General features: G+C 61.7%; 13 protein-coding genes. 9 read left to right on the forward strand and 4 right to left on the reverse strand.

Annotation, left to right across the window (positions count from 1 at the left end):
• Nucleotides 1–2: 2 nt before the first annotated feature.
• Entirely contained in the window at nucleotides 3–5,585 is a 5,583-nt protein-coding gene (locus ACDO57_RS14560) for an ATP-binding protein (RefSeq protein ID WP_370884185.1), read from the forward strand.
• Nucleotides 5,586–5,588: 3 nt separating this feature from the next.
• Here ACDO57_RS14560 and ACDO57_RS14565 read toward each other — a convergent pair whose 3' ends face one another.
• Nucleotides 5,589–6,206, reverse strand: a complete 618-nt coding sequence (locus tag ACDO57_RS14565; protein WP_370884186.1) for a response regulator transcription factor — start codon at nucleotides 6,204–6,206, stop codon at nucleotides 5,589–5,591.
• Between the two features lie 284 nt (nucleotides 6,207–6,490).
• Here ACDO57_RS14565 and ACDO57_RS14570 point away from each other — a divergent pair, with 284 nt between their 5' ends.
• Both ACDO57_RS14570 and ACDO57_RS14575 read left to right on the forward strand, forming a co-directional pair.
• Nucleotides 6,491–7,093, forward strand: coding sequence for an ATP-dependent Clp protease proteolytic subunit (locus ACDO57_RS14570; protein ID WP_024909504.1), 603 nt, complete (start codon nucleotides 6,491–6,493; stop codon nucleotides 7,091–7,093).
• Between the two features lie 135 nt (nucleotides 7,094–7,228).
• Complete coding sequence (locus ACDO57_RS14575; RefSeq protein WP_023293370.1) at nucleotides 7,229–8,350, forward strand: cupin domain-containing protein; 1,122 nt, start codon at nucleotides 7,229–7,231, stop codon at nucleotides 8,348–8,350.
• A gap of 61 nt (nucleotides 8,351–8,411) precedes the next feature.
• Here ACDO57_RS14575 and ACDO57_RS14580 read toward each other — a convergent pair whose 3' ends face one another.
• On the reverse strand, nucleotides 8,412–9,830 hold the full coding sequence (locus ACDO57_RS14580) for a PLP-dependent aminotransferase family protein (RefSeq protein ID WP_370884187.1): 1,419 nt from the start codon (nucleotides 9,828–9,830) through the stop codon (nucleotides 8,412–8,414).
• A 176-nt stretch (nucleotides 9,831–10,006) separates the two neighbouring features.
• Between ACDO57_RS14580 and ACDO57_RS14585 the strand changes: the two genes are divergently transcribed.
• Nucleotides 10,007–10,168: a DUF1127 domain-containing protein gene (locus ACDO57_RS14585; protein WP_032645487.1), complete on the forward strand. Its 162-nt coding sequence runs from the start codon at nucleotides 10,007–10,009 to the stop codon at nucleotides 10,166–10,168.
• Nucleotides 10,169–10,208: 40 nt separating this feature from the next.
• Here ACDO57_RS14585 and ACDO57_RS14590 read toward each other — a convergent pair whose 3' ends face one another.
• Nucleotides 10,209–11,597 (reverse strand): PLP-dependent aminotransferase family protein, encoded by a 1,389-nt coding sequence (locus tag ACDO57_RS14590; protein ID WP_370884188.1) that lies wholly within the window; start codon nucleotides 11,595–11,597, stop codon nucleotides 10,209–10,211.
• A gap of 101 nt (nucleotides 11,598–11,698) precedes the next feature.
• Here ACDO57_RS14590 and ACDO57_RS14595 point away from each other — a divergent pair, with 101 nt between their 5' ends.
• The gene (locus tag ACDO57_RS14595; protein ID WP_024909883.1) at nucleotides 11,699–12,178 is read left to right on the forward strand and encodes a carboxymuconolactone decarboxylase family protein; all 480 of its coding nucleotides are present in this window, start codon (nucleotides 11,699–11,701) and stop codon (nucleotides 12,176–12,178) included.
• Here the strand turns inward: ACDO57_RS14595 and ACDO57_RS14600 are convergent.
• Nucleotides 12,165–13,067, reverse strand: a complete 903-nt coding sequence (locus tag ACDO57_RS14600) for a LysR family transcriptional regulator (protein ID WP_148768994.1) — start codon at nucleotides 13,065–13,067, stop codon at nucleotides 12,165–12,167. The two genes, ACDO57_RS14595 and ACDO57_RS14600, sit on opposite strands and share 14 nt — an antisense overlap.
• Before the next feature lie 100 nt (nucleotides 13,068–13,167).
• On the opposite strand from ACDO57_RS14600, the gene ACDO57_RS14605 reads away from it, so the two are divergent.
• From ACDO57_RS14605 to ACDO57_RS14620, 4 genes are all read left to right on the forward strand, one after another.
• Nucleotides 13,168–14,583, forward strand: a complete 1,416-nt coding sequence (locus ACDO57_RS14605) for an aldehyde dehydrogenase family protein (RefSeq protein WP_370884189.1) — start codon at nucleotides 13,168–13,170, stop codon at nucleotides 14,581–14,583.
• Nucleotides 14,584–14,658: 75 nt separating this feature from the next.
• The gene (locus ACDO57_RS14610; RefSeq protein WP_090419214.1) at nucleotides 14,659–14,982 is read left to right on the forward strand and encodes an antibiotic biosynthesis monooxygenase; all 324 of its coding nucleotides are present in this window, start codon (nucleotides 14,659–14,661) and stop codon (nucleotides 14,980–14,982) included.
• Complete coding sequence (locus ACDO57_RS14615) at nucleotides 14,975–15,352, forward strand: hypothetical protein (protein ID WP_061716024.1); 378 nt, start codon at nucleotides 14,975–14,977, stop codon at nucleotides 15,350–15,352. Before ACDO57_RS14610 ends, ACDO57_RS14615 begins: the two co-directional genes overlap by 8 nt.
• Nucleotides 15,345–16,040: an ArsR/SmtB family transcription factor gene (locus ACDO57_RS14620; RefSeq protein WP_370884190.1), complete on the forward strand. Its 696-nt coding sequence runs from the start codon at nucleotides 15,345–15,347 to the stop codon at nucleotides 16,038–16,040. The genes ACDO57_RS14615 and ACDO57_RS14620 overlap by 8 nt, the downstream gene beginning before the upstream one ends.
• Nucleotides 16,041–16,128 lie beyond the last annotated feature (88 nt).

Below are 16,128 nucleotides of genomic sequence, written 5' to 3' on the forward strand. Positions count from 1 at the left end.
GGATGAACGAACACGAGCAGCCTGCATTCTGGCCCGCCCAGGGAAATCTTCACCAGGGGCGGGTTTTTGTCCTTAAAGAGGATGTGATTTTTACCGTGCTGGCGCAGGAGGGCGGAATCGCCTGGATGCACGCGCGACATCCTCATTCCGGCGGCTCGTTCATTATCGCCACCGCGGTCAGCGACGAAGAGGAAGAGCGGGCCACCCGGCTGCTGAAAAACGAGTTTGCGCTGCGTGACGCGCTGCAGGATAGCTGGGCCATTCGCGCCGTCGCGTCCACCCAGTACCGGGGACGCTTCGCGCTGGTGTACGCCCCGTTTTCGTTTGAGCTGCTGGCGCGGCGCGCGGGCAGGGCGATCTCGGGGATCGCGCGCTTTATCGAGCTGGCGATCCAGATCTGCGTTCCTCTGCGCCAGATGCATCTGCAAAACCTGATCCACGGCGATATCAAGCCCGGCAATATTTTTGTTCATCACGATGCCACCTGCCGTCTGGGCAGCTTTGGCCTTTCATGCAGCCTCTCCGGCGCCTTCGCGCAGACCCGACTTGCCGTTTCAGGCGGCACGCCGGCGTATATGTCCCCGGAGCACACCTCCCGCACCCAGCGCCCCGTCGATGGCCGCAGCGATCTCTACAGCCTCGGCGTGGTGCTGTATGAACTCCTGACCGGACGCCTGCCGTTTGAACTGGGGGAGGACGATCGGACCAACTGGGCGCATTACCATATTGCCTCGGCGCCGCTGGCCCCGGATGCGATACGCCCGGACGTGCCGGGAATGCTGTCGACCATCATCCTGAAGCTGCTGGAAAAGCACCCGGATAACCGCTACCAGACGGTTGATGGGCTGATTGCCGACCTCCGCCGCTGCCAGGCGACGTTGACCGGCGAGGGCGAGATCGTTGCCTTTACCCCCGGCCAGCAGGACCGCACCCCGGCTATTCTTCTGGCGGACTCGCTGTTCGCGACGCATCCGCAGGCGAATGACGTCATTGCCGCGTTTGAGCGGGTGGGGCAGAACCGCGTGCCGGAGCTGGTGACCATCGGCGGGCCGTCGGGGATCGGTAAATCCTCCATCATTGCGACGGCGTTAAAAACGCTCCAGCAGCGTACGGTTCTGCTGGCGGTGGGCAAAGTGGATCAGTTTTCACCGTCATTGCCCTACGGCGTATTAAGCTCCGCATTCCGCCCCCTGACCCTGCACCTGCTGGGCCTGCCGGCAGACGAGGTGGCGAAGTGGAAAATCCGTCTTTCTCGCGCCCTGGAAGGACACGAGGCGCTGGCCGTCAGCCTCGTGCCCGAACTGGGCCTGCTGCTTGAGCGCAAGCCGCGCTTCCCGGCGGATACGTTTTCCATTGATGCCCGGGCGCGCTTCAGCCATATGGTGCTGGCGCTGGTGAAAACCTTTGCCTCGCAGGGCTGCCCGCTGGTGCTGGTGCTCGACGATCTCCAGTGGAGCGACGCCGCCAGCCTGCATACGCTCAACTACCTGCTGGTGAACTGCGGCGCGATCCCGCTGCTGGTGGTTGTGGCTCACCGCGATATCGGTTCGCTGTCCGAACCCACGCTGCAACAGCAGCTGGCGAGCCTGCCGGAGGCGGCACAGCACGCGAGCGAAATTGTCCCGCAGGCGCTCTCTGTCAAAGCCGTGTCCCGCTGGCTGGGGACGGTATTTCGCACCCGCAGCACGGCGACGACCGACCTCGCCACGCTGATCCATGAAAAGACCGGGGGCAACCCGCTCTTTGTACACGAATTTTTCCGCCGCATCGTCGATGACGGGCTGGTGGTGCACAACAAATATCAGGACAAGTGGCACTACGATCTGCAGGCGATCCGCGCCCGGCATTACACCGAAAACGTCGTCACCCTGGTGCTGGAGAAGCTGGAAGAGCTTCCCGACGAGACGCGTCACCTGCTGGGCAGCCTTGCCTGCCTCGGCGGCACGGGCGAAATGGAGATGATCTGCCGCGTGGTCGGTATATCGATGGCGGAAATGCGCTACGCGCTGCATCCGGCGGTCATGGCGCAGCTGATCGTGCTGACGGAGAAAGCGTACTCCTTCACCCACGACCGGGTGCAGGAGGCCGCCTTTGCGCTGCTGGATCGGCATGAGAAAAGCCATCTTCATCTGACCACCGCCAGCCTGCTGGCCGACGCTGCGCGGCAGGCGGCGGGGAACGAGCTGCTGTTCCGTGCCGTACATCACGTCACGGCCGCGCTGGACAGCATCCAGCCCGCCCCGCAGCGCCAGATGTTCCGCGAGCTGAGCCTGCTGGCCGCGCGACGCGCGAAGCGTTCGGGGGATTACCTTTCGGCGCTGAGCTATATCCAGACTGCCCGAGCGCTGGGCAACGCCGGGACGGTGTCGGACTTTATGCTCGATATCGAAGAGGCGGGCTGCGAGTTTGCGCTGGGGCACCTGGAGCGCACCCGCGAGCTGTGTGACGCCATTCTCGGCTGCCCCGGCGGGCTGACCGAAAAGGCGCTGGCGGCCAATCTGCTGGTGGAAGTGTACATTCGCCAGTCGGATAGCCGTCTGGCGCTGGAGGCGGCGCTCTGCTGGCTGGGGGTATTCGGTATTCAGATCGGCCGCTATCCGGAAGATGCCGACTGCGACAAGGCCTGGGAACACTTCTGTAACCGCGCGGGCGACGTGCCGCAAAGCCTGTTTGCCCCGCTCTCGCGGATGGAGAACCCGGAAACCGAAGCGGTGATGAACCTGCTCTACAGCGCCAGCATTTGCGCCAGCTTCATCTGTCCGCGCCTGCACTTTTTGCTGCTTTGCCGCATGATGCACCTGACGCTCGACCACGGTATTACCGGCGCCTCCACCACGGCGATGGCCTGGTTTGGCGTGCTGATGGGCCACCGCTACGCCGAGTATCGCCTCGGCTTCCAGTACGGCACCCTGGCCCGCGAACTGGTGAATCGCCACGGCTACGACGCGTTCGAAGCCAAAACCCTGCTGCCGCTCGACCAGCTCAGCGTCTGGACCCAGCCTTTATCGTTTACCATCGAGTGCGCGAAGGCCTGCTTTACCTCGGCGGTGACCCACGGGGATATGACGATGGCCTGCTTTGCGGCCTGCCACCAGGTGATTAACTTCCTCTCCCGGGGCGATCACCTGGACGGGGTGCTGACCAGCATCGATCGCGGCCTGGCGTTTGTGCGTAAAACCCACTTCCAGGACGTGGAGACCATTTTGATGGTCCAGCGCGGCTACGTTGAGTTCCTGCGCACGCCGGTTATCGGCACCTGGACCGCGTCGCAGGTGCTGCCGGAGGCGCTGCTGCCCGCGTCGCCGGAGCAGGCGCCGGAGCAGACCTCCACCATGCTGTTCTGGTACTGGCTCTACCGCGGCATGGCCCACTTTACCTGCGGCGAGTATGCCGACGCGCAGGCGGATCTCGAGATGGCGGGGTGGTACGCGTGGTCTGCGCCGGGGCACATCCATCTGCTGGATTACCATCTTTACAGCGCCCTGGCGCTTTCCCGTCAGCTGACGCCGGAGACCTTCTCGGCGAACCACCGTCGTAGCATTCACGCCCACTACGACAAAATCGCTCTCTGGGCGCGCATTAATCCCGGCACGTTCGCGGATAAAGAGGCGCTGATCTACGCCGAAATCGTGCGGCTGGACGGGATGAACAGCATTGCGCTCGAGCAGTATGAGAAGGCGGTCCGGCTCTCCCGCGAGGGCGGATTTAATCCGATTAATGCCCTGGCCCACGAGCTGGCGGGTCGCTTTGCGCTGGCCTGCGGCTACCCGACCGCCTCGGACGCACACTTCCGCGGCGCAATTGCCGCCTGGGGCCGGGCGGGCGCGCAGGCCAAGGTGCGCCAGCTGGAGCAGGATTTCCCGCATCTGCTGGCCTCCGGGCAGGCGAGCGCCTATGACACGGTGGCATTCGCCCAGAACGAGACCATCCGCGATCTGCAGAGCGTCATCAAAGCCTCCCGCGCGCTGTCGGAAGAGATCAATCTTGAGCGCTTAATCGAAAACCTGATGACGATCCTCCTCGAACGCGCCGGGGCGCAGCGCGGCCTGCTGCTTCGCGTGAGCGATAGCCTGATCCCGGAGATCGAGGCCAGCGCCTGGACCAGCACCGAAGGCGTGCGGGTGCGGATCCTGAAAGACGTGCCGACGGCGACCGACATGCCCCTGTCGGTGCTGGCGGCGGTGATCCGTACCGGGCAGGAGATTCGCACCGGTAAGCCGGAGGAGTTTCACCCCTTCAGTCAGGATCCCTATCTGGTGACCTCGGGGGCGGCCGTCATGTGCGTCCCGATGTTCAAACAGGCGCGGCTGGTAGGCGTGCTCTACCTGGAAAACCGCCTGATGCCGGAGGTTTTCACCGCCGAGCATTCTCGCGTGGTGAGCCTGCTGGGGGCGCAGGCTGCGGTGTCCCTGGAGACGGCGCGGCTGTACGCCGAGCTGCTGGGGGAGAACATCCAGCGCCGTCGGGTGGAAAAAGAGCTGCGCGCCAGCCAGACCTCGCTGATGCTGGGCGAGCAGATCAGCCACACCGGCAGTTGGCGCTGGGAGCTGGAGCAGGATCTGATGTTTGTCTCGGAGGAGTACGCCCGCATCCTCGGCCTGCCCGAGCAGCAAAAGATGATCTCCATGGCGGAGTTTTTGACCTTCGTTCATGAAGACGATTACGCCCGCATCAGCGCCATCGTCACGCAGAGCGTGCGCGAAGGGCTCTCCATGCGCGCGGAGTTTCGGGTCAAGCGTACCGACGGTTCAACGCGCTATATCCTCGGGATTGGCGATCCGGTGGGCGTGGGCAGCGAGGTGAACGAGTATTACGGCATCATCACCGATATCACCAGCCAGCGCGCCGCGGAGGATGCCATGCGGGTGGCGCAGGCGGATCTGGCGAGGGTGTCCCGCGCCACCACCGTCGGGCAGCTGACCTCCTCCATCGCCCACGAGATCAACCAGCCGCTGATGTCGATCGTCTCTAACGCCGGAGCGAGCCTGCGCTGGCTCAGCCGGGAGCCGGCCCGGCTGGATAAAGTGCGGGAAGGGCTGGAAGAGATCGCCGCGGAAGGCGCGCGGGCGGGGGAGATCATTCGCAGCATCCAGTCCCTGACCCGCAAGCAGGATCCCACCTTCTCGCGCATCGATCTGCACTATCTGATCCACCATATCATCGCGCTCTCACGCAGCGAGCTGGAGCAGCGACACATTAGCGTTGATTACCTGTTGAAGGCGCAGGACAGCTTTATCACCGGCGATAGCGTGCAGATCCAGCAGGTGCTGCTTAACCTGGTGATGAACGCCGTTGAGGCGATGGCCGAGGTGAAGGATCGGGCCTGCACCATCACCCTCAGCACCAGCAACGCGGACGGGAAAGCGATCGTTGAGATCGCCGATACCGGGAGCGGCATTGAGCCCGAGCGGCTGGAGCAGATCTTTGACTCGTTCTACTCCACCAAAGCGCAGGGGATGGGGATGGGGCTGACCATCAGCGCCAGCATCATTGAGCGCCACTGCGGGAAGCTGAGCGCGCGCCGCCGGGAGCCGTACGGCACGGTGTTTGCCTTTGCGCTGCCGCTGGCGGTACAGGAAGGGTAAAGGTTACTCCGCGGGCTGGCTTTTGGTCAGGCGCTCAACGGCCCTGACCAGCTCTGCCACGGAGCGCACCTGCATTTTCTCCATTACGCGGCGGCGATGCACTTTCACCATGATCTCGCTGACGCCCAGCTCGGCGGCAATTTGCTTGTTCAGCATGCCGCTTATCGCCAGCGTGAGCACCTCGTGTTCGCGCGGCGTGAGGGAGAGATGGCGCTGCTTCAGGGCGTAGTGCTCTTTATTGCGCTCGGCGTTGTTTTCCGCCAGCTGCAGCGCGGACTCAATGGCGTCGATAAGCGCGGTGGATTCGACAGGCTTGGTGAGAAATTCGTAAGCGCCGCCTTTAATGGCGCGCACCGACATCGGGATGGTGCCGTGGCCGGTGAGAAAAATAATCGGGATCTCGCGCCCGCTGTCCTTGAGGGCATCTGCTACATCAAAACCGGAGATGGTGGGCATCTGCATATCGAGGACCACGCACGAAGGGAGCTCTTCAAAGCGGTGCTGAAGAAACGCTTCTGCCGATGAAAAGCCGATGGCGTTTAAGTCTGCGGATTCCAGCAGCCCAATTACGGACTGTCTGACTGCGTCATCGTCATCAACCACATACACAATGTGTTCCATTCACCGCCCCGGTGCTGATTTACATGTCGAGGATGCAAACAGCCCCCAGGAGTGACGTAAGGGACTGTTTATGCTGACTTTCATCTTAACACATTAAATATAATTATCATTTAACAATATGATAATCATATGAAGTATAGCGATCCGGGCGGGGGCGGTGAAGGAACGAAACGCTTGCAACATGGGCAATGTGCATGAGCTCCCTCGTGATTTGCCGGTGAGGACTTTGATCGGTAAAACAGGCTACACTCTGGTTTTGAGCGCTAAATGCTGAGGACATAACAATGCACTACACACTGAAAGAAAGCGACAAGGAAAAGGCGGAAGGGTCAAACGGCGCGGGCGCTCTGCAGCAAAAACTGCTGGAGTCTCGTTCGATTGTGATTTCCGGTGAGATCAACCAGGAGCTGGCGCAGAAAGTGATCACCCAGATGATCCTGCTGCAAAGCGTCAGCAACGATCCGATCAAGCTGTACATCAACAGCCAGGGCGGTCACGTGGAAGCGGGCGACACCATCCACGACTTCATCAAATTCATCCGCCCGGAAGTCCACGTCATCGGCACCGGCTGGGTGGCGAGCGCCGGGATCACCATCTTCCTGGCCGCGAAAAAAGAGCACCGCTACTCGCTGCCAAATACCCGCTTTATGATCCACCAGCCGCTGGGCGGCGTGCGCGGTCAGGCGACGGATATTGAGATCGAAGCGCGCGAGATCATCCGCATGCTGGATCGCGTGAACAAGCTGATCGCCGACGCCACCGGCCAGCCGCTGGAAAAAGTGAAAAAAGACACCGACCGCAACTTCTGGATGTCGCCGGCGGAAGCGCTGGACTACGGTATCGTGGGTAAACTGATTACCCACTATGACGAACTGAAGCTGGATTAAGTTTTCGCGGCGTGTTTGTGTCGGGTGGCGGCTTCGCCTTACCCGACCTACACGTGCGGGTTTGACCCATGACAAGTTCCCCCTCTGCCTTCTTGCCTATAATCGCGCCTGTTTCCCCTCTTACTGGTGCTACCCATGGCGTATCAACTGAACCTGAACTGGCCGGAATTTCTTGAGAAATACTGGCAAAAACAACCCGTCGTGCTGAAAAATGCCTTCCCGAACTTTGTCGACCCGATTACCCCGGACGAGCTGGCGGGGCTGGCGATGGAGCCGGAGGTCGATAGCCGTCTGGTGAGCCATTTCAACGGCAAATGGCAGGCCAGCAATGGCCCATTCGAGCACTTTGACGATCTGGGCGAAACCGGCTGGTCGCTGCTGGCGCAGGCGGTGAACCACTGGCATATGCCCGCCGCGGAGCTGGTGCGTCCGTTCCGCGTTCTGCCGGACTGGCGTCTGGACGATCTGATGATCTCCTTCTCCGTTCCGGGCGGCGGCGTGGGTCCGCATATCGATCAGTACGACGTGTTTATCATTCAGGGGATGGGCAGCCGCCGCTGGCGCGTGGGTGACAAGCTGCCGATGCGTCAGTTCTGCCCACATCCGGCGCTGCTGCATGTGGATCCGTTCGAGCCGATCATCGACGAAGACCTGGCCCCGGGCGATATCCTCTACATTCCGCCTGGATTCCCGCACGACGGTTTTACCCATGAAACGGCGCTCAACTACTCCGTCGGCTTCCGCGGGCCGAACGGTCGCGATCTGATCAGCAGCTTCGCCGATTATGCGCTGGAAAACGATCTGGGCGGCGAGCACTACAGCGATCCGGATCTGACCTGCCGCGAACACCCGGGCCGCGTGGAGCAGTACGAGCTCGATCGCATTCGTCAGATGATGATCGACATGATTAGCAAGCCGGATGATTTCACAAAATGGTTCGGCAGCTTTGTCTCCACGCCGCGCCACGAGCTGGATATCGCCGCCGCCGAGCCGCCGTACGCGCCGGAAGAGGTGCTGGACGCGCTGCAGGGCGGCGAAACGCTGTCTCGCCTGAGCGGCCTGCGCGTGCTGAACATCAACGGCAGCTTCTTCATAAACAGCGAACAGCTGGAGACGGTAGACGCGAAGGCGGCGGATGCGCTGTGCCGCTACACCGAGTTGGGCCAGGCCGAGCTGGGTGATGCGCTGAAAAACCCGGCGTTTGTCGAGGAGCTCACCGGGCTGATTAACCAGGGATACTGGTACTTCGACGAGTAGTGCGGCACGGTTTTCTCCCTCTCCCTGTGGGAGAGGGTCGGGGTGAGGGCATCAGGCCGCACTAGCCCTCCTCCATCGCAATCACAATCGCTTCACCCAGCTTCTTCAGCGCCTCGCGATTTTTGTCCGTCGGCGGCAGCGCCACGTTGATCCGCAGGCAGTTGCGGTACTTCCCGGAGGCGGAAAACAGCGACCCCGCCGCGGCCTGGATCTTCAGCCGACATAGCTGCTTGCTGACGCATACCATGTCGACCTTCTCCGGCAGCTCAATCCACAGCAGGAAGCTCCCCTGCGGGCGCGTGACGCAAATCTCTGCCGGGAAATACTGCCGCACCCAGCAGGTGTAGGTTTCCATATTCTGCTGATAAATCTGGCGCATACGGCGCACGTGGCGATGGTAATGACCGTCGCGAATAAACGCCGCCACCGCCATCTGCGTGCCCGGCACGTTAAACCCGCCGGCGGCGTATTTCATGTGCATCACCCGGTCGTAGTAGCGTCCCGGCACAATCCAGCCGACGCGCAGGCCCGGCGCCACGGTTTTGGTAAACGAGCTGCAGAGGATCACGCGGCCGTCGATATCCATCGAATGAATGGTGCACGGGCGCGGATACTCCGCCGCCAGCTCGCCGTAAATGTCATCCTCGACAATCACGATATCGTGCCGCTGGGCGAGGGCCAGCACCTGCTTTTTCCGCGCCTCCGGCATGATAAACCCGAGTGGGTTATTGCAGTTGGGCACCAGGATCACCGCCTTGATTGGCCACTGCTCCATTGCCAGCTCTAGCGCTTCGATGCTGATACCGGTCTCGGGATCGGTAGGAATTTCAATCGCCTTGATGTCAAACCCGCGCAGCATCTGCATGGTGCCGTGAAACGACGGCGATTCCACCGCCACGATATCCCCCGGTTTACACACCGAGAGCAGGGCGATAGACAGCGCGCCGTGGCAGCCGTTGGTAATGACAATGTCGCTTGCCGAGACGGTGGAGCCGCCGTCGAGCATCAGGCGGGCGATCTGCTCACGCAGCTCCAGGCGCCCGTCGAGCACGTCATAGCTCAGCATCTCGCCGGGATTATGCTGCGCGATGCGGCTCATCTCGCGCCACAGGGGCTTCAGGCTCGGCTGGTTAATGTCCGGCGAACCGCCGCCAAAGGAGATCATCTCTTTGTCGGCGCGGGCGTCCAGCAGCATCATCACCTCATCCCACTGGGTAACGTCCACGGGGCGCTGCACCGGGCGCGTCATCGCCGGGACGGGCGGCTGGGCTTTGCGCGGTGAGACAAAATATCCGGAGCGCGGCTGGGGCGTGATCAGCTGGAGGTTTTCGAGGATCTGGTAGGCCTGCTGTATGGTGCTGATGCTCACGCCGTGCTCCTGACTCAGCGTGCGCACCGACGGCAGACGTTCGCCGCTGCGATACAGCCCTTGCTCAATGCGTTCAGCCAGAAGATTGGCCAGATGTTGGTAGCGTGTCATGCTGTATCCTTTGTTTTTACCATACAGATTATAAAACCAGTACAGATTGCTGCGAAAATTGCCATGCAGATACTGTTTTAGCGGATCTGTATGTTAAACAAAAGGTGTTTTTGCATCTGTATTGCACGGGTGTATTTCCGGGATGATAACCCCACTGACACAGTGAGGAGAGCATCATGGAATTCTACGAGAATCGTTCAAAACGTCCGTTTATTGTGTTCGTCTGGATCGGGAAAACGATCTGCAACTGGTATCGCATCAACCGTACCCGCCGCATATTGAGCCAGATGAGCGACGAGCAGCTCAAGGACGTTGGGTTGTCCCGCAATGATATTTAAACCGTAGGCCGGGTAAGGCGAAGCCGCCACCCGGCGATGTTCAGCGCAACAGCGCAAACGTCTGCCGCTTCGGCCTTTCCAGCAGCTCTACCGCCTCTTCGTACGACCGCACGTTGTTATAGCCCATCACCAGCCCGTAGCGCTTCCCGGAACCGCGATACCACTCCGAAAGCGCATTGACCTGCAGCTGCTGTTCCTGCCAGCAGCGCGCCACTTCCCGGTCACGGCTTCCTTTGGTCAGGAACGCCACGATATGCATCCCGCCGTCGTTTTGCTCGGTGAAAAACAGATCGCCATACACCTCCTGCAGGGCGGCAATCATCCAGTCGCGGCGGGTCTGATACAGCGCGCGCATCTTTTTCAGATGACGGAAAAAATGCCCTTCGTTGAGAAACGTGGTGAGGATCTTTTGCGTCAGCACCGGCTGGCCGCTGGTGGTGATGTCCGCGCAGTCGGTAAAGGCCCCGACGGTGCTGGCGGGCATCACCACGTAGCCCATGCGCAGCGACGGCATGATGGTTTTGCTGAAGGTGCCCATAAAAATCACCCGGTCGTGATGGTCGAGGCTTTTCAGCGACGGCAGCACCTTGCGGGTGTAGTGAAACTCCCCGTCGTAATCGTCTTCGATAATCCACGCCTCGTTCTGGCTGGCCCAGTCGAGCAGCTGCTGCTTACGCGGCAGGGAGAGCGTGACCGCTAGTGGGCTCTGGTGCGACGGGGTGACGATGGCAAATCGGGCGTCGCGATGGTGGCGCAGCAGGTAGTCCGTGTCGATGCCGCAGCGATCGACCGGCACCGTGTGCAGGCGCGGCACGATCCGCTTGAGCAGCTGCTGGCCCATAAAATAGCCCGGATCTTCAAACACCACCTTGTCGCTGCGGCTGGCAAGGGTATCGAGGATCAGCCGCAGGCTGCCGCTGTAGCCGCTGGTGATCAGCACCTGCTCGGCGGTGCAGGAGAGCCCGCGCGAGATGTTGAGGTAGCTGGCGATGGCCTGGCGCAGCGGATACCAGCCCAGAACGGGCGGGTTGAGCATCTCCTCCTGTCGCATAGCCCGCGTCGCCTGGCCCCCCAGCAGCAGCCATTTTTTATACGGAAAACTGTCGAGGGCAGGGATGCCGGGGCGCAGAAACCCGGCCCGCTCGCGCTGGCTGATGAGCGAGGCCGGAAGCGCCCCGGTGGGCTGCTCCGCAGGGGCAGTCTTATCCGGCAGCAGTAAGTCCGGGTTAACCCGCGTGCCGCGCGCGCCCTGGCTCACCAGATACCCTTCACCCGTCAGAATGGCGTACGCCGTTTCGACGGTTTTACGCGCCACCTTCAGCTCTTCCGCCAGCACGCGGATAGCAGGCACCCTGTCGCCCGGCTTCAGCACGCCGCGCGTGATGTTGTCGCGATAGCGGGAATAAATCTCGTGATAGCCCGGCTTCATGTCCTACCTCATTTCACGCTTTTTGTATCTTTTTACTATGTCATGAACGGCGTAGATTTGCCCCATCGCATGACACATGCCGCACAAAAAGAGGAAAGACAATGAGCACTCGCGTTAACCACCATAAAGTTACACCTGCCCTCGCCAACGCGCTGTCTGCCCTGAGCATGGAGGTGGCAAAAACCTCCATCGACCCGGCGCTGAAGCACCTGATCGACATTCGTGTGTCGCAACTGAACGGCTGCACCTTCTGCCTGGATATGCACTCGAAAGAGGCCAAAATCGCCGGCGAGCGCGAGCTGCGCCTGTACCATCTGGCGGCCTGGCGCGAGTCCCCGCTGTTCAGCGCCCGCGAGAAAGCGGCGCTGGCCTTCACCGAAGCGCTGACCCAGATTGGCGTTCACGGTGTCAGCGATGCGCTCTACCGCAGCGTGGCGGAGCACTTCTCGGACGTGGAGATTTCAGAGCTGAACTTCGCCATCGTGGCGATCAACGCCTGGAACCGTCTGGGGATCACCTCCCGCATGGAACCCGGCGCGCTGGACGCGGCTTACGGGCTGAATAAGGCTAACCTGGAATAATCCCGCGCTCGCGGACCATCGCCACCAGCGCCCGTAGCCCCGGCGGGACGTGGCGATGCCCGGGGTAGTACAGGCGCAGCCCGGCAAACGGCTGCGCCCAGTCGTTTAGGACGCTCATCAGTTCTCCACGCTCAAGCTCTTCACGGATATACAGTTCCGGTAAAAATCCCACCCCTAATCCCGCTTTCACGGCGCGGATCGAAGCAAAAAGATCGGACGTCGCAAAGCGCGGCGGCACGGCAAGGGCGTACGTTTCCCCCCGACGCGCCAGCTCCCAGCGGTAGATCCCGCCGTGGGCCATCCGCATGCCGATCCCCTGATGTGAAAGCAGATCGTCCGGCGTTTGCGGAATGCCGTGACGTGCAAAATAGTCCGGCGTGGCGGTGACCAGCTGGCGGATCTCCCCGGTCAGCGGCACGGCGATCATGTCCTGCGGCACAGACTCCTCAAGGCGGATCCCTGCGTCATAGCCTTCCGCGACGATGTCGATCATTCGCGCTTCGCTGACGGTCTCTACGCGCATCTTCGGGTAGCGGATCATAAAGTCGATCAGCAGCTGGTCCAGAAACAGGGTGCCGATATGGTTTGGCACGTTCAGACGCAGCGTGCCGGCGGGTTCTCCGGTGTCGCTGTGGATCTCTTCCCCGGCGAGACGGATCTCCTGCAGGGCCGGGCCGATACGCGCCACGTAGCGCTGCCCGGCGTCGGTGAGCGCCACGCTGCGGGTGGTGCGGTTGAAAAGCCGCGTCTCAAGGCGGCTCTCCAGTCCGGCGATGGCGTTGCTGACCGCCGTGGCGGACATGCCCAGCTCCTGCGCCGCGCCGCGAAAGCTGCCGCGCCGCACCACCGCCATCACCACTTCCAGCTCTGTCAGACCTGAACGATGCATAGATTATCCTGAAAATCGAAACAACCCTTGCAGCATAGCGTGGATTATCGCAACGGAGAAGCCGTGACAGACTGGTCTCACACAGCTTGAGGAGGTTTATATGCACACCATCGAACAGATTTTTATTAACGGCGAGTTTGTTACCCCGCACGGGACCGAACGTTTTGATTTGTACAATCCGGCGACGGCGCAGGTCATCGGCCAGGTTCGTCTGGCGGATGAGGTTGACGCTGAACGCGCTATCGCGGCGGCGAAAGCGGCGTTTCCGGCGTGGTCGCAGACCACAAAGCAGGAACGCATCGCCGCGCTGAAGCGCATGCACGCCGCCGTGGCCGCCCGTCACGATGCGCTGCTGGACGCCATTGTCGAGGAGTACGGCGCGCCCGCCTCGCGCTCGGCATGGATGGCAAGCTATCCGGCAGAGGTGATTGCTCAGGCCATCGAGGCGCTGGAGGCGTTTGAGTTTGTCACCCCCGCAGGTGCCGCAACGGTGCAGATGACGCCGCTTGGCGTGGCCGGGCTGATTACGCCGTGGAACAGCGATGCCGGGTTTATCTGCGGCAAACTGGCGGCCGCGCTCGCCGCGGGCTGCACGGCGGTGATCAAGCCGAGCGAAATGAGCGCCCTGCAAACGCAGATTGTCACCGAAGCGCTGCACGATGCTGAATTACCGCAAGGGGTATTTAATATCGTCACCGGACGCGGCGAGACGGTAGGTGAAACCATTAGCCGCCATCCGGACGTGGCAAAAATCTCGTTTACCGGCTCCACGAATACCGGCAAGGCGATCCTGCGCAACGCGGCGGAAAGCTTTAAGCGCGTGACCCTGGAGTTGGGCGGTAAATCGCCGACGATCCTGCTGGATGATGTGGATCTGGCGCAGGCGATCCCGCTGGTGATTCAGGCCGGGTTTATGAACAGCGGGCAGGCGTGCGTGGCCGGGACGCGCATTCTGGTGCCTTACTCGCTCAAGGCGGAGATCGAAACCGGGCTGGCGCAGGCCGTGGCGGCGGTGAACTCCGGAGACCCGCGCAACAGTGCGACAGACGTCGGCCCGATGGTCAGCGAGAAGCAGTGGTTGCGGGTGCAGGGCTATATCCGTAAAGGCCTCGAAGAAGGGGCGCGCCTGCTGGCGGGCGGTGAAGGGCGGCCGGAAGGCACGCAGGACGGCTGGTTTGTGCGTCCGACGCTGTTTGCCGACGTGAACAACCGGATGACCGTTGCCCGCGACGAGATCTTCGGCCCGGTGCTGTGCGTGCTCCCCTATCGTGACGAGGCGGAGGCGATCGCCATTGCCAACGACACCGACTATGGCCTGAGCGCGATGGTGCTGGGCGGCGATGTGGACCGCGCGCGACGCGTGGCGCAGCAGATTGTTTCCGGTCGCGTGCTGGTGAACACCCTGGCCCATGAACCGAAAGCGCCGTTCGGCGGGTTTAAGCACTCCGGTTTGGGGCGCGAGATGGGCGAGTGGGGAATTCGGGCGTTTATGGAGCCGAGGTCGATTGTGGGATAAAACTTCGCTATTTACCGAAGCATCGTGCTTTTCCATCCTGCATTCTCTCCCCAACATCACAACGGAGAGAAAACCATGATCGCAGTCCTTTTCGAAGCCAAAGCCGCGCCTGCCCATCAGGCGCGCTATCTTCAGCTGGCCGCCGAACTTAAGCCGCTGCTGGCCGACATCGACGGCTTTATTGATATCGAGCGGTTCCAGAGCCTGACCACCGACGGCAAAATCCTCTCCCTTTCCTGGTGGCGGGATGAAGAGGCCGTCCGCCGCTGGAAGCAGAACGTCTTTCATCAGGCGGCGCAGGCCGAAGGACGGGAGTCGATTTTTGCGTACTACCGCATTCGGGTGGTGCAGCTCGTGCGGGAATATACCTCTGAAACCGGAGGGCATGCCGATGTATGACGTTCATGTCATTTTTCGCGATATCCCGGGTGAACTGGCGCGCTTTGGGCAGCTGCTGGGCCGCAACGGCGTGGGGCTGGAGGGCGGTGGCGTATTTGGTACACATGCCCATTTCCTGGTGGAAGACGGGGAAAAAGCGCGACGCGTGCTGCTCGACGCCGGGTTTACCGTGAAGGCGGTGCGAAAGCCGGTGATCAGAAAGCTTAAGCAGGAACGCCCTGGCGAGCTGGGTGAGATCGCAGCGGCGCTGGCGGCACGTGGTGTGTCTATTCTGACTCAGTACAGCGACCATGCGAATCACCTTATTCTGCTGACGGATAATGATAAGCTGGCCGCTGAGATCACCGAACCCTGGGCGGCCCATGCTTAAGACGAGTTTACCCCCTGACAACAGCGCGTTGCTGGAAAAGGCGATTGCCGCGGTGGCGGCAGCAATGGCCGATCCGTCGCGCGTGAAGATGCTCTGTGCCCTGATGGACGGACGGGCGTGGACGGCCACCGAACTGAGCGCGGCGGCTGACGTTGCGCCGTCGACCGCCAGCGGGCATCTCTCCCGGCTGGTTGAAGGGCAACTGATTACCTGCCTGTCGCAAGGGCGGCATCGCTATTATCGTCTTGCCGGGCACGACGTGGCGGCGCTGGTGGAGCAAATGATGGGGCTTTCGTGGAGCCGCATTACCCCGCCGGAAACCACCGCGCCGAAAGCCATGCGTGAAGCCCGGACCTGCTATGACCATCTCGCAGGCGCGGTGGCGGTGCAGATCTATGATTTCATGCAGACGGAAGGCTGGCTGGAGGCTGACGGTTCAGCGTTGACACTCTATGGCCGGGAGCAGTTCCTGACGCTCGGCATTTCGTTAAGCGCGCATCCGCGTAGGAAGGCCTGCTGCGCCTGCCTGGACTGGAGCGAGCGGCGGTTTCACCTGGGCGGAGAAGCCGGCGCGTTGCTGCTCGACCATCTGGAAAATAAAGGCTGGATCCAGCGGGTGGCGGGGTATCGGGAGGTGGTGGTGACGGCGTCGGGGAAGGCCGCCTTCAGGAAGCATTTTAGCCGCTAAACGCCGCTGCGGGCTGATGCCCTCACCCCGACCCTCTCCCACAGGGAGAGGGAGAACACCCTTTTCACAATTCCTGCGCTTTCGCCTC

It is taken from the genome of Enterobacter cloacae complex sp. 2015409 (assembly GCF_041365315.1).
Lineage (GTDB): Bacteria > Pseudomonadota > Gammaproteobacteria > Enterobacterales > Enterobacteriaceae > Enterobacter > Enterobacter pseudoroggenkampii.

What these genes read in the sequence shown, in the direction of transcription:
- ACDO57_RS14620 (WP_370884190.1), top strand. Translation starts at nt 15,345, where the DNA reads ATGCTTAAGACGAGTTTACCCCCTGACAACAGCGCGTTGCTGGAAAAG.
- ACDO57_RS14615 (WP_061716024.1), top strand. Translation starts at nt 14,975, where the DNA reads ATGTATGACGTTCATGTCATTTTTCGCGATATCCCGGGTGAACTGGCG.
- ACDO57_RS14570 (WP_024909504.1), top strand. Translation starts at nt 6,491, where the DNA reads ATGCACTACACACTGAAAGAAAGCGACAAGGAAAAGGCGGAAGGGTCA.
- ACDO57_RS14610 (WP_090419214.1), top strand. Translation starts at nt 14,659, where the DNA reads ATGATCGCAGTCCTTTTCGAAGCCAAAGCCGCGCCTGCCCATCAGGCG.
- ACDO57_RS14605 (WP_370884189.1), top strand. Translation starts at nt 13,168, where the DNA reads ATGCACACCATCGAACAGATTTTTATTAACGGCGAGTTTGTTACCCCG.
- ACDO57_RS14565 (WP_370884186.1), bottom strand. Translation starts at nt 6,206, where the DNA reads ATGGAACACATTGTGTATGTGGTTGATGACGATGACGCAGTCAGACAG.
- ACDO57_RS14575 (WP_023293370.1), top strand. Translation starts at nt 7,229, where the DNA reads ATGGCGTATCAACTGAACCTGAACTGGCCGGAATTTCTTGAGAAATAC.
- ACDO57_RS14600 (WP_148768994.1), bottom strand. Translation starts at nt 13,067, where the DNA reads ATGCATCGTTCAGGTCTGACAGAGCTGGAAGTGGTGATGGCGGTGGTG.
- ACDO57_RS14585 (WP_032645487.1), top strand. Translation starts at nt 10,007, where the DNA reads ATGGAATTCTACGAGAATCGTTCAAAACGTCCGTTTATTGTGTTCGTC.
- ACDO57_RS14580 (WP_370884187.1), bottom strand. Translation starts at nt 9,830, where the DNA reads ATGACACGCTACCAACATCTGGCCAATCTTCTGGCTGAACGCATTGAG.
- ACDO57_RS14595 (WP_024909883.1), top strand. Translation starts at nt 11,699, where the DNA reads ATGAGCACTCGCGTTAACCACCATAAAGTTACACCTGCCCTCGCCAAC.
- ACDO57_RS14590 (WP_370884188.1), bottom strand. Translation starts at nt 11,597, where the DNA reads ATGAAGCCGGGCTATCACGAGATTTATTCCCGCTATCGCGACAACATC.
- ACDO57_RS14560 (WP_370884185.1), top strand. Translation starts at nt 3, where the DNA reads ATGAACGAACACGAGCAGCCTGCATTCTGGCCCGCCCAGGGAAATCTT.